Origin of the sequence: Streptomyces sp. MUM 203J (assembly GCF_022414595.1) — a bacterium.
Classification (GTDB): Bacteria; Actinomycetota; Actinomycetes; order Streptomycetales; family Streptomycetaceae; genus Streptomyces.
Map to the genome: position 1 here is coordinate 1 of NZ_JADWYO010000073.1, position 12,904 is coordinate 12,904.

Sequence of the window (12,904 nt, forward strand, 5' to 3'; positions counted from 1 at the left end):
GCGCGAAGCCGGCCGGTCAGCCCTCCGGCGCGGCCATCGCCCCGGTGCCCGCCCACGCGTCCAGCTCCTCCGCCGTGAGCGGCCCCGGCTCCGCCTCGCCCAGAAGCCCCCGGCCCCGAAGCAGCCGGGCCACCGCCGCCGCCCACGGCTGGCGCAGCCGGGCCGTCGCCAGGAGGCCGGAGTCGGCCAGCAGCTCCGCCACCGGCCCCGTCCGCAGCCCGCCCGGCACCAGCACGGCCGCGTCGTCCGCCCAGCGCAGGGCCAGGTCCACATCGTGCGTGGCCATCACGACGGTCGTCCCCGACGCCCGCAGTCCGTCCAGCACCGCCAGCAGCCGCTCCTGCCCGTGCGGGTCCAGCCCGGCCGTCGGCTCGTCGAGGATCAGCACCCGCGGCCGCATGGCCACCGCGCCCGCGATCGCGGCCCGCTTCCGCTGCCCGTACGACAGCAGATGCGTCGGCCGGTCCTCCAGCGCCGTGATGTCCAGCGCCTCCAGCGCCTCCCGCACCCGGGCCCGCACCTCGGCCTCCGGCAGCCCCAGGTTCATCGGTCCGAACGACACGTCCTGGCCCACCGAGGCCGCGAACAACTGGTCGTCCGGGTCCTGCACCACCAGCTGGACCGTCGTCCGCAGCCGCGTCAGGCCCCTCCTGTCGTACGACACGTCCTCACCGGCCACCCGCAGCCGGCCGCTCCCGCACCGCAAACCGCCGCTCAGCAGCCGCAGCAGCGTCGTCTTGCCGCCGCCGTTGCGGCCCAGCAGCGCGAGCGCCCGGCCCTCCGGCACCACGAAGTCCACCCCGTCCAGCACCGGCGGGCCGTCCTCGTACGCGAAGGACACCCCGGCCAGTTCGACCACGGGCGATCCGTCCGAAACCATCACAGGAACCCTTCCAGTACGAAAGTCAGCGCGACGACCGCCGCCAGCAGCCCGCCCGAGGCGGCCAGGAACCGGCGGTCCACCGGCGCCTCAGGCACCAGCACCCGCAGCGTCCCGTCATAACCGCGCCCCGCGAGACCGTTCTGCAGCCGGGCCGCCCGGTCGAAGGCCCGCACGAACGCCGTCGCCGCGAGCCCCGCCACCGAACGCCACGCCGCGGCCCTGCTCGTCAGGCCCAGCCGGGCCGCCTGCGCCTGCCGGATCCGGCTCACCGCGTCCAGCAGCAGAAAGCTGATCCGGTACATCACCAGCGCCACGTCCACCACCGGCGCCGGAACCCCGGCCCGTACGAGCCGCGGCAGCACATCCGACACGGGCGTGGTGAACGCGAACAGCAGCACCCCCAGTGACGCCGCGGACGTCCGCAACAGCAGCTGCGCCGCCTGCGCGGGACCGTCCGGCGCCAGTGCGAAGAAGTCTCCGGGCCCGCCCACCTGGAACAGCAGCGGCAGCGCGCCCGTCACACAGAATCCCAGCGGCAACCGCCAGCTCCGCCACAGCTGACGCGGCGCCACCCCGGCCGGTCCCAGCAGGACGGCCAGCGCCGCCACCGCCACCAGCACGGACCCGGGCCAGGGCGGCAGCACCACCGCACACGCTGTCAGCCCGAGCCCCAGCACCGCCTTCTCGGCCGGATGGCGGCGGCGCCAGCGACTGCTGTGCGCCGCCACATCGATGGGCAGCACCCGCGCTACTCCCCGGCCGTGCCGGAGGCGGCGGGTGCCTCGGCCGCCCGCCCGAGCTCCTCGCCCTGCCTGCGGCCACGCCGCAGCCCGAAGTAGTACGCCAGGACACCCGCGCCCAGCGCCGCCTGGAGGGCGAACAGCGCCGACTCGATCTCACCGGAGGGCGGCTCGTACAGCGGGCTGAACCACGGCTCGTAGTCCGGCGCGTTCTCCGTGATCGCCGTCTCCGCCTGCGCGTCCGCGCCCGTGAACGGCTCCTCCTGGCCCTCGCCCAGACCCAGTGCCAGCGGCAGCACGGCCAGCGCCACCACGGCCAGCACCAGCAGCAGGTTGATCCTCGTGTTCCGGCTCATCGGACCGCGTCCTCCTTCCGTGCGCCCGGCACCAGCACGCCCAGCCGCAGCAGATCGCCCCGGCTCGACTGGCTCAGCAGCCGCACCACCAGCACGGTCAGCAGGCCCTCACTGACCGCCAGCGGGATCTGGGTCACCGCGAAGATGCCGCCGAACTTCGCCAGCGCCCCCGCGATACCGCTGCCCGGGTCCGGGAACGCCAGCGCCAGCTGCACACTGGTCACGCAGTACGTGGACAGGTCCGCGACGAACGCGCCGCAGAACACCGCCGCCATCAGCGGCGCGCCGGACCGTCGCACCAGCCGGTACATCCCGTACCCGGCCCAAGGGCCGACGACGGCCATGGAGAACGCGTTGGCGCCCAGCGTGGTCAGCCCGCCGTGCGCCAGGAGCAGCGCCTGGAACAGCAGAGTGATCGTGCCGAGCACCGCCATGATCGGCGGACGGAACAGGATCGCGCCCAGCCCCGTACCCGTGGGATGCGAGCAACTCCCCGTGACGGACGGGATCTTCAAGGCCGACAGGACGAAGGTGAACGCCCCGGATGCGCCGAGCAGCAGTGTGGACTCCGGGTGCGCCTTGACCTCCCGGGTCAGGGCGCGCACCCCGTGGACGACGAAGGGCGCAGCAGCCACCGTCCAGGCGACCGCGTGCTCCCGGGGCAGAAACCCCTCGGCTATATGCATGTGTGGGGAGACCCTCTCCAGCACCTCGTGGATGGACTTGCACGCCCTGGCCGGTCTCCTGGCTGACGGGTCCTACCGCCGCGGCTCCGCCTTCCCGGACCCCGCGGTCTCCCGCGGACGTCCAGTGGCTTCCCCGACGACGAGACGGGGACGGAGCCGGACTTCCCGATCACAGTGGCGAGGGCCGCACCGGCTTCACACCGGATTTCCCGTACACCAAGGCCCTGTGACAGTAGTGGGTTGACCTGCGTCATCACAACCGCACAGGCCATGTACCTGCTTACTCTTTGCGATAGTGGTAAGCCTCCGAGGCCGCCGCCGCCACGGCGTCCAGGTCTCCGCCGGCGGACGCCGTGACGACGGCCGCCACCGCGCCCTCCAGGAACGGAGCGTCCACCAGCCGCGTGCCGCCCGGCAGCTGACCCTCTCCCTCGCCCGCCTCCGCGTCCTCCGCCAGCAGCGCCTTCACCGTCAGCACGGCGCTGCCCAGGTCGGCCAGGACCGCCACCCCGGAGCCGGAGTCCACCGACCGCGCCGCCGCGGCGACCAGCTCGGCACTGGTGCCCAGTCCGCCGCCCGGCAGCCCGCCCGCGGCTGCCACGGGCACAGCGGCCCCGTCCCCGGCCAGCCCCCGCGCCAGCTCGGCGACCGCCACGGCCACCTCGGCGCTGTGCGACACGAGCACGATCCCCACGGTCTTCGCGGACGCACCTCCCGCCGCCCCGGTCATGCCGCCGCCCCCGAAGCCTCCGCCGCCTCCGCGAGCGCCGCGAACAGCAGCGCCGAGGACGCGGCACCCGGGTCCTCGTGACCGACCGACCGCTCGCCCAGGTAGCTGGCCCTGCCCTTGCGGGCGAGCATCGGCACGGTCGCCCCGGCGCCCGCAAGAGCGGCCGCGGCGGCCGGCCCGAAGCTCTCCGTCCCGAGCGCCGCCACCCCCGGCTCCAGCGCGTCCAGCATGGTCTTGTCCCCGGACCTCGCCCCGCCGAGCTGCGCCACGCCCGCGACCCCCGCGCCCAGCGCCTCGGCCAGCGACGCGGGCGCCACCTCCGCCGCATCGCCCAGTGCCTTGCCCGCGCGTCGCAGCAGCGTCCCGTACAGCGGCCCGGACGCCCCGCCCACCGACGAGATCAACGTCCGTCCGGCGAGCACCAGCACCGCCCCCGGCGTGTCCGGCGGCTCCTTGTCCAACGCCTCCCGCACCGCCGTGAAGCCCCGCCGCATGTTCACTCCGTGATCGGCGTCACCGATCGCGGAGTCCAGCTCCGTCAGCCGGTCCGCCTCGCGGTCCACGGCCGCCGCCATCACGTTCATCCAGCGCACGAAGAAGCCCGTGTCCAGCATCCCGCTCACCGTCCCCACCGCAGCGCGGCCGTCGCCACCGGCGCGTCCCACAGCCGCAGCAGTTCCTCGTCGGCCCGGCACAGCGTCACCGACGCCCCCGCCATGTCCAGCGAGGTCACGTAGTCGCCCACCAGCGTCCGCGCCACCGGCACCCCGCGTTCGCCCAGCACCCGGTGCACCTCCGCGTTGAACCCGTACAGCTCCAGCAGCGGCGTCGCCCCCATGCCGTTGACCAGCACCAGCACCGGCCCGCTCGGGTCCAGATCGTCCAGCACCGCGTCGACCGCCACGTCCGCGATCTCCCGGGACGTCATCATCGGGCGCCGCTCCCGCCCCGGCTCCCCGTGGATCCCCACGCCCAACTCCAGCTCGCCGGGCGGCAGATCGAAGGTCGGCGCGCCCTTCGCCGGAGTGCTGCAGGCGCTGAGCGCCACCCCGAAGCTCCGCGAGAAGGCGTTCACCCGCCGGGCGACGGCCGCCACCCGCTCCAGCGGCTGCCCTTCGTCGGCCGCCGCACCCGCGATCTTCTCGACGAACAGCGTGGCCCCGGTGCCGCGCCGGCCGGCTGTGTACGTGCTGCCGGACACCGCGACATCGTCGTCGACCAGTACCTTCGCGATCTGGACGCCCTCGTCCTCCGCCAGCTCCGCGGCCATGTCGAAGTTCAGGACGTCGCCGGTGTAGTTCTTCACCACGAACAGCACGCCCGCCCCGCTGTCCACGGCCGCCGCGGCCCGCACCATCTGCTGAGGCACGGGGGACGTGAAGACCTCGCCGGCGCAGGCGGCCGACAGCATGCCCGGCCCCACGAACCCGGCATGCAACGGCTCGTGACCGGACCCGCCTCCGGAGACCAGGGCGACCTTTCCGGCGACCGGCGCGTCTCTCCGTACGACGATGCGGTGCTCCACATCGACGGTCAGCTCGGGGTGTGCCGCCGCGATCCCGCGCAGGGCGTCGGGGACGACGGTCTCGGGCACGTTGATCAGCATGCGCATCGGCATCTCCTCGCCAGCGTGTACGTCCGGCCGTTGCGGACACTATCCGCCGTACCCGGCCCGTCGCGAGAGGACCTGCCGGGCCGCCCGGCAGGTCCCCGAACCGTCCGGACCGGCCGTCGGCCGCGGTCCGCGGCGATCGCCCTGTTCCTGGTCCGCGCGCAGGTCGTCCTGCCGTTCCCGGCCGCGTACGGACGGCGCGGCCACCCGGTGCGTACCACCCCGCACCCGGGCGAACGGCGGCTTGGGCGGCAGTCGTCCGGAGCCGGTGGCCCGAGTCGGCGGCCCTGGGTTCGGTGGCGGTGGCGGGGCCTGCGGCGGCCGCGGTGGCCGGGCCGGGCCGGGTCCGCCTGCTCCGTGCGGATCCCGGTCCTCCCCACGCGGGCCGTGCGCGTCCCGGCGGTCATGACCGCCGTCGGTGGTCCGAGTCGTCCGGGTGGTCCGACGGGGGCGGCGGGTGAGGGGCGGCAGGGTGAGGCGCGCGTGGGCGGCCGCCGTGCGCTCGACGGTTCCCGCGCACGGGCGGGCCGGTCCCGGTGAGGCGCGTGGCATGTGCGGCCCGTGGCTCGTTCGCGCCCTCGCCCGTGCGTGGGCGGGACCGCCGTTGCGGCGCCCCAGCACCGGCCGCAGCGGCGCGGGTTGTCGCCGCCGGTGTCGACTCGGGCGGACAACAACCGCAGGTGGCGGCAGGTTTGAGAGGGTCCCCCGTCCACTGCCCGGACCCCCGCGCGGGGGTGACAAGGGTTTTCCCCGTATCGGCTTCATCCGGCGTTTCCCTACTGTTCCCGGACCGGCGGTTCCCCCTCACTGACTCGAATCTGTCAGGTGCATGCAACCCCAACGCATGTGAACCCCAGGGGGGCGACCACCGGTGACGGCCCCGATGGCGAGGCCGTCACGCCGGCGGCGGCGCGGGGGCGCACCCGGCCCCACGGGGCTGTGGAGGCACCCCACAAGCAGCCACAGTCCCGCGCCGCCCGCCCGCGTTCCGCACCGTCAGCTGCTCCGGGAGTCGCCGGAGCCAGCCCTGAAAGGGAACACCTTGAACGGTTCCAGGCGGAGACTGATATCGATCGTGGCCGCGAGCGCCACGATCCTCGGCGTGACTGCCACCTCGTCCGTGGCACTCGCCGCTCAGGCCACCCCCCAGCCGGCCGTCCCGACCTCGCAGTCGATGGACCCCGCACCCGCCCCGGCCGCCCCCGTCGAGAAGGTCATCGTGACCTACAAGGACGGTGCCGCCGCGGCCGGTTCCGACACCGCAGCCAAGGGCGACACCGCCAAGAAGGCGAAGAAGACCGGCGAGAAGCTCACCTTCGAGCGCCGTGTCACCGGCGGCGCGGCCCTCGTCGACCTCGGCGCCTCGGCCACCGAGAAGGACGCGGACAAGGTCATGGACGCCTTCCGCGCCGACCCGAACGTCGCGTCCGTCGAGCCGGACGTGCGCGCCTTCCCGATGGCCGTCACGCCCGACGACACCGAATACGCCAAGCAGTGGGACCTCTTCGAGCCCACCGGCGGCATGAACGTGCCCGGGGCCTGGGACACCACCACCGGCAGCGGCGTCACCGTCGCCGTCATCGACACCGGCTACGCCGCCCACTCGGACCTGGCCGCCAACGTCGTGCCCGGCTACGACTTCATCTCCGACTCCGCCGACGCGCGTGACGGCAACGGCCGCGACAGCGACGCCACGGACGAGGGCGACTGGAACGCCACCGACAACGAGTGCTACAGCGGCTCGCGGGCCAGTGACTCGTCCTGGCACGGCACGCACGTGGCCGGCACCATCGGCGCGGTGACGGACAACGCCAAGGGCATCGCCGGCATCGCCTACGGCGCCAAGATCCAGCCCGTGCGCGTCCTCGGCAAGTGCGGCGGCTCCTCGGCCGACATCGCGGACGCCATCACCTGGGCCTCCGGCGGCCATGTCGCGGGCGTCCCGGACAACCCCAACCCCGCCAAGGTCATCAACATGAGCCTCGGCGGCGCCAGCAACACCTGCCCCAGCGTCTACCGCAACGCCATCAACGGCGCCGTCTCCCGCGGCACCACCGTCGTCGTCGCGGCCGGCAACAGCAACGCCGACGCTTCGAAGTTCACCCCGGCGAACTGCGCCAACGTCATCACGGTGGCCTCCACCAGCCGTGAGGGCAACCGGGCCTTCTACTCCAACTACGGCTCGACCGTGGACGTCTCCGCCCCCGGTGGCGAGACGCGCCGCGGCACCGACACCCCCGGCACCGTCACCACCCCCGAGAACGGCATCCTCTCCACGCTGAACTCCGGCGCCACGGTCCAGTCCACCGAGAACTACGAGCCCTACCAGGGCACCTCGATGGCCGCCCCGCACATCGCGGGCCTGGCCGCGCTGCTGAAGTCGGCGGACTCCGCGCTGACTCCCGCCGGCATCGAGTCCGCGATCAAGGACAACGCCCGTCCGCTGCCCGGCACCTGCTCCGGCGGCTGCGGCACCGGCATCGCCGACGCCACCGCGACCGTGAACGCGGTCACCGGCGGCACGCCCACCGAGCCGGGCGGCACGTTCACCAACACCACGAACGTGAACATCACCGACGGCGCCACCGTGACCTCCTCCATCAACGTCACCGGCGTCTCCGGCAACGCCCCCTCCGACCTCAAGGCCGCGGTCGACATCAAGCACACCTACCGAGGTGACCTCGTCATCGACCTGGTCGCGCCGGACGGAACCGCCTACCGTCTGAAGAACAACAGCGGCAGTGACGGCGCCGACAACGTGAACACCACTTACACCGTCAACGCGTCCAACGAGGTCGCGAACGGCACCTGGACCCTGCGCGTCCAGGATGTGTACGCGGGTGACACCGGCTACATCGACTCCTGGGGCCTGACCTTCTGAGCACCTTGGATCACCAGCATCATCGCAGGTCAGAGGCGCGCTCCCGGCATGTGGCCGGGGGCGCGCCCCGCCGTGTGGCGGGAACATGACCGTCCACATGCCGGACACCGCGCCTGGACTACCGGTGACGACTTCGTATCCTCACAGTGCGCGGACACCAGGTCCGCTGCGTGCGGGCACGGGCCCACGCGCGCCGGAGGGTGGTGGCATATGAGGACGACGCCGTACCGCTCCACGCTCGTGGGGCGATCCCGGATCGTCGAGCGCCTCGCCCAGACCCTGCAGGCCCGGGGCCGCGCCGTGCTCACCGGCCCCGCGGGCGTCGGCAAGACCGAGGTCGCCCAGGCCGCCGCCGCGCAGGCCGCCGACCGGGGCGAGACGGTCCTGTGGCTCGCCCCGCAGCCCGCCGACCGTGCCATGCCCGGCGCCGCGGTCGCCGCGCTCGTCGCGTCCGTGCCGCCCGCCGCCCTCGAAGGGCTGCCGGGCCCTCAGCGCGCCGCCGTCGCCGTCCTGTGCCGCGAGGCCACCGCACCCGACACCGACTGGGACCCGATCGCCCTGCGCCTCGGCCTGGCCCGCATCCTGCGCACCCTCGCCGAGCGACGCCCGGTCCTCCTGGTCGTCGACGACACCCGGCACCTGGACCCCGAGAGCGTCGACCTCCTCCGCTTCGCCCTCCACCTGGCCCCGCCCGGCCTCCGCGTCCTCGCCGTGGAGACCCCGGCCCCCTGCGCTCCAGGCCACACCCCCACACCGGAACCCCTGCCCCACGGCGACCCCCACGGCCCCGCGCACGGCGCGTCCCCGCAGCACGGCCTCGACCATCCGGCACCGGACCCGCACACCGACGTCCACGGCCCGGACGGCGCGGCCGTTGGCACCGATCCCGGCGCCGCGGGCCCGGACCGCACCGACGACACGCGCACCCGGACCGGCACGGGCCCCGCCCCGGACGCCGACCAGGCGGGACCGGCGCAGCCCGGAGCCGGGTACGGGCCCGGGGGGCCGCAGGGGCCCGGCGGAGACCTCAGCCCGCTGGCGCTCTGGGTGCCCTCCGAGGCGGATGTGCTGCTCGTTCCGCCGCTCCAGGCCGACGAGATCGCAGAACTGCTCGTCCAGCACCGGCTCGCCTCCCGCATGGCCGGGCGCATCCACCGGGCCAGCGGCGGCAACCCGCGCCTCGCGCTCGCCGTCGGACGGTCACTGGCGGATGCCACCACCCCCGTCCACCACGCCGAGGCCCTGCCCCTGTCCGGCCGTGCCCGCGACCTCGCCCGCCGGATGCTGGCCACCGCCTCGCCCGCCGTGCGCTCCGCCCTGCTGCTCGCCGCGCTCGCGCTGCGGCCCACCGCCGCCCTCGTACGCCGGGCCGGCCGCCCCTCCGCCGAGGCCGAGCTGGCCGCCGCCGAGCGTGCCGGGCTGGTCTCCCTCACCGAGAACGGCGCCGTCGCCTTCACCGCGGGTCTGCTCCCGACCACCCTTGTCCACGACACCTGCTGGACCGAACGCAGCCGCGCCCACACCGCTCTCGCCCGCGTCGTCGACGACCCCGTCGAGGCCGTGCGGCACCGGGCCCTGGCCACCGACGTACCCGACGAGGAACTGGCCGCCGAGGTCGCGGCCGCCGTCGACACCGTGCGCCGCCGGGGCAACAGTGCTCTCGCCGCCGAACTCGCCCTCCTCGCCGCCGAGTCCACCCCCGTTCACCTCGGCCCCAAACGCATCGCCCGGCTCGCGGCCGCCGCCGGGGAGGCCGCCCGGGCCGCCCGCTCCGACCTCGCCGTGCGCGCCGCGGGCGACCTCCTGGCCCGGGATGCCGACCCCGCCGACCGGGTGCGGGCCCGGCTCGCCGTCCTCGACACCGCGGGCCAGGGCCTCACCGATGTCGATGAGCTGTTCGTACACGCCCTGGAGGACTCCGAGAGCGATCCGGCACTCCGCGCCGCCGTCCTGCTGCGCCTCTCCGTGAAGCACGTCCTCGCGGACGGCGACCCGGTCCGCTCGCGCGCCGCCGCCGTCGAGTCCGCCGCCCTCGCCGTCTCCGTGGGCGACCCGCACACGGCCGCCCAGGCCCTCACCGTGCAGGCCCGCATGGACCGCTCCCTCGGCGTGCCGGACGCCGAGGAGACCCTGGCCGAGGCCCGCGTCCTGGAGATGGCCGACCGGCCCCTCGGCGTCCGCAACGCCGCCCAGATCCTGACGATCCGGCACGCCCTCTTCGACGACCGGCTCACCGAGGCCCGTGACCAGGTCAACGCGCTGCTCCCGCTGGTCGAGCGGCGCGGCCCGGTCGAGGACACCATCGAGCTGCTGCACACCCTCGCCGCCGTCGAGACCCGGCGCGGCCAGTGCGCCGCCGCCCTCCAGTACGCCCACCGCTCCCTCGCCCTCACCCTGGAAGCCGGGCTGTCCCCGGGGCCGGCCTGGTACACCCTGGCCCTCGCGGAGACCGCGGGCGGCTCCTTCGCCCGCGCCATCAGCTACGCCCGCCGCAGCGTCCAGGCCTCCGAGGAGGAGGGCGACCACGTCTTCCTGTCCCGCAGCCTCTACGCGCTGGGCCGGGTCCAGCTCCTCACCGGCGACGTGTCGGGCTCCCTGGAGACCCTGCGCCGGGTCCAGGACAACGAGCGCGCCCAGCGGACCGTCGACCCGTCCATGCTGCGCTGGCACGAGGAACTCGCGGAGGCCCTGCTCGCCAACGACGCCCGCGAACAGGCCGAGGACCTGCTGGCGGACGTCGGCCCGGTGGCCGAGCGCCTGGGCCGCACGACCGTACTGCTCGGCTGCGACCGCGCCTACGCCTTGTGCCTCGCGGCAGGCGGCAAGCCCGAGGAGGCCGCCGGGCTGCTCGCGGAGACCGCCGAACGGTTCGCCGCGCACGGCCTCTTCCTGGAACAGGGCCGCTGCCTGATCGCCCTGGCCCGCGTCGAGCGGCGCCGCCGCAGGCGCTCCGCCGCCCAGCAGGCCCTCCAGACCGCCGCAGCCGTCTTCGAACGCGCGGGCGCCGCGCCCTGGCTGCAGCTCACCGGCGAGACCCCCGGCCGCGCCGAGTCCACGCCCGCCGGAGGTGACGCACTGGCCCGGCTCACCGACGCGGAGGCCCGGCTGGCCCGGCTGGTCGGCCAGGGCGCCAGCAACCAGGAGGCCGCGGCCCGGCTGTACCTGAGCGTGAAGACGGTGGAGGCGCGGCTGACCCGCATCTACCAGAAGCTCGACGTCCGCTCCCGCTCCCAGCTCGCGACGGTCCTCAACACGGCCCCGGAGCCCGGCCCGTCCGGCACGTGAGGAGCAGCGGCGAAGCCGCGACGGGCGAAGAGGGTCCGGGAGCGCAGCCCCCGGACCCCGGACCGGATCGTGTCCGACGGGTCCTGCCCGGGCCGAGGGATCCGGCACGCCCTTTCTCAAGCTCTCGGCCATGCTCGAGCGGGTTGCCCCCGTCGGCGTGGCCGGCCGCCGACGCTCCGCACCGACGCCCCCCGCGCCGTCCATCCGCAGGCCCCGGAACCCGCTCCCCGGCGGCAGGAGCGCACCCGGCCCGGACGCCGGCTGATCCGCCGGACGCTCTCCTAGCGGGCCTCCTCACCGCCCCGGAACGTCGTGCTGTCCGAACTCTGCGCCGCGCCGCCCGTCGCGGTGTCCACGACCGAGTCCAGCAGATCGGCTCCGGCCAACGACCCCGGGTCGGGCAGGGCGTCCCCGACGACCGCGTGCGACGGGGGAGTGACAAGGGCGGTGACGAAACCCGCGGCGAGCGAGGCCACGGCGAGCATGCTGCGCTTCTTCATGCCCCGAACAACTGCCGGATCCGCCGATCGGTCACGCCCAGTGCCGCTGCGAATCCGCTGCGCGTGTCCCTCGGGCCGCCTGTCGGGGCCGCGCCTACCGTGGAACCAGGCCACCGAACCGTACGAGGAGGGGCCATGGCGACCACGGAGAACTCGCGCACCGCACCCGAAGCCCCGGCGCCGGAGACCGCCGCGTTCGCGGACCGCCTGATGGGCGTCCTCAACGACGGCATGCTGGCCCTGCTCACCAGCGTCGGCCACCGCACCGGCCTCTTCGACACCATGAGCACTCTGCCGCCCGCCACCAGCACCGAGATCGCGGAGGCCGCCGGTCTCCAGGAGCGGTACGTACGGGAGTGGCTCGGCGGCATGGTCGTCGGCGGCATCGTCGCCTACGAGCCCGACGGCCGCCGCTACCGTCTGCCGCCCGGACACGTACCGGCACTCGTCCGCGCCTCAGGCCCCGACAACCTGGCCGCGCTCATGGAGTACGTCGGGCTGGTGGGCCGTGTCGAGGACGAGGTCGTCGAGGCCTTCCGGCGCGGCGGCGGCGTCCCGTACTCCGCCTACCCCCGCTTCCAGGAGATCCAGGCCCAGGACACCGCCCGCGTCTACGACGCCGCCCTCGTCGATGTGCTCATCCCCTTCGCGCAGGGCGTCACCGAGCGTCTGCACGAGGGGATCGACGCCCTCGACGTGGGCACCGGCCACGGCCACGCCCCGATCGTCCTCGCCCGCGCCTTCCCCCGCAGCCGTTTCACCGGCCTCGACCAGTCCGCGCAGGGTCTCGCGGCCGGAACGGCCGAGGCCGCGCAGCTCGGCCTGGGCAACGTGACCTTCGTCGAGAGCGACTCCACCCGTATCCCCGGCACCTACGACCTGATCACGGCCTTCGACGTCATCCACGACCTGGCCCGCCCCGCCGAGACACTGGACGCGATCGCTGCGGCGCTGCGCCCCGGCGGGGTCTTCCTGATGGGCGACATGGCGGCCTCCAGCAACCTGGAGGACAACATCGGCCACCCGCTGGGCCCCACCCTGTACGGGATCAGCCTGTTCTACTGCATGACGACCTCGCTCAGCACGGGCGGCGCCGGGCTCGGCACGGTCTGGGGCGAACAGACCGCCCGCCGCATGCTGGCCGACGCGGGCTTCACCGGCGTCGAGACGCACAGCATCGAGGGCGATCCGTTCAACCTGTACTACGTCGCGACCAAGGGCCGGGACTGAG

General features: G+C 74.5%; 11 protein-coding genes and 1 riboswitch. Of the genes, 3 read left to right on the plus strand and 8 right to left on the minus strand.

Annotation, left to right across the window (positions count from 1 at the left end; genetic code table 11):
- Nucleotides 1-16: 16 nt before the first annotated feature.
- From I3F58_RS25930 to dhaK, 7 genes are all read right to left on the minus strand, one after another.
- A complete protein-coding gene (locus tag I3F58_RS25930; RefSeq protein WP_240111122.1) occupies nt 17-880 on the minus strand; it encodes an energy-coupling factor ABC transporter ATP-binding protein in 864 nt (287 codons plus the stop codon).
- The gene (cbiQ, locus tag I3F58_RS25935; RefSeq protein ID WP_240111123.1) at nt 880-1,626 is read right to left on the minus strand and encodes a cobalt ECF transporter T component CbiQ; all 747 of its coding nucleotides are present in this window, start codon (nt 1,624-1,626) and stop codon (nt 880-882) included. The genes I3F58_RS25930 and cbiQ overlap by 1 nt, the downstream gene beginning before the upstream one ends.
- A gap of 5 nt (nt 1,627-1,631) precedes the next feature.
- Complete coding sequence (locus I3F58_RS25940; RefSeq protein WP_240111124.1) at nt 1,632-1,979, minus strand: energy-coupling factor ABC transporter substrate-binding protein; 348 nt, start codon at nt 1,977-1,979, stop codon at nt 1,632-1,634.
- Nucleotides 1,976-2,665, minus strand: coding sequence for an energy-coupling factor ABC transporter permease (locus I3F58_RS25945; RefSeq protein ID WP_240111125.1), 690 nt, complete (start codon nt 2,663-2,665; stop codon nt 1,976-1,978). Before I3F58_RS25945 ends, I3F58_RS25940 begins: the two co-directional genes overlap by 4 nt.
- A gap of 30 nt (nt 2,666-2,695) precedes the next feature.
- A riboswitch (cobalamin riboswitch) is annotated at nt 2,696-2,929 on the minus strand.
- Nucleotides 2,930-2,945: 16 nt separating this feature from the next.
- A complete protein-coding gene (locus I3F58_RS25950; RefSeq protein WP_240111126.1) occupies nt 2,946-3,395 on the minus strand; it encodes a PTS-dependent dihydroxyacetone kinase phosphotransferase subunit DhaM in 450 nt (149 codons plus the stop codon).
- The gene (gene dhaL / locus I3F58_RS25955) at nt 3,392-4,009 is read right to left on the minus strand and encodes a dihydroxyacetone kinase subunit DhaL (RefSeq protein ID WP_240111127.1); all 618 of its coding nucleotides are present in this window, start codon (nt 4,007-4,009) and stop codon (nt 3,392-3,394) included. The genes I3F58_RS25950 and dhaL overlap by 4 nt, the downstream gene beginning before the upstream one ends.
- A gap of 5 nt (nt 4,010-4,014) precedes the next feature.
- Complete coding sequence (gene dhaK / locus I3F58_RS25960) at nt 4,015-5,007, minus strand: dihydroxyacetone kinase subunit DhaK (RefSeq protein ID WP_240111128.1); 993 nt, start codon at nt 5,005-5,007, stop codon at nt 4,015-4,017.
- Between the two features lie 1,075 nt (nt 5,008-6,082).
- Here dhaK and I3F58_RS25965 point away from each other — a divergent pair.
- Nucleotides 6,083-7,888, plus strand: a complete 1,806-nt coding sequence (locus I3F58_RS25965) for a S8 family serine peptidase (RefSeq protein ID WP_240111142.1) — start codon at nt 6,083-6,085, stop codon at nt 7,886-7,888.
- A gap of 210 nt (nt 7,889-8,098) precedes the next feature.
- Nucleotides 8,099-11,173, plus strand: coding sequence for a LuxR family transcriptional regulator (locus tag I3F58_RS25970; protein ID WP_240111129.1), 3,075 nt, complete (start codon nt 8,099-8,101; stop codon nt 11,171-11,173).
- Nucleotides 11,174-11,454: 281 nt separating this feature from the next.
- Here the strand turns inward: I3F58_RS25970 and I3F58_RS25975 are convergent, their stop codons facing one another.
- Entirely contained in the window at nt 11,455-11,673 is a 219-nt protein-coding gene (locus I3F58_RS25975) for a hypothetical protein (RefSeq protein ID WP_240111130.1), read from the minus strand.
- A gap of 135 nt (nt 11,674-11,808) precedes the next feature.
- Between I3F58_RS25975 and I3F58_RS25980 the strand changes: the two genes are divergently transcribed.
- Nucleotides 11,809-12,903 carry a class I SAM-dependent methyltransferase gene (locus tag I3F58_RS25980; RefSeq protein WP_240111131.1) on the plus strand — a complete coding sequence of 365 codons (1,095 nt, stop codon included), beginning with the start codon at nt 11,809-11,811 and terminating at the stop codon, nt 12,901-12,903.
- The last annotated feature ends 1 nt before the right edge of the window (nt 12,904 follow it).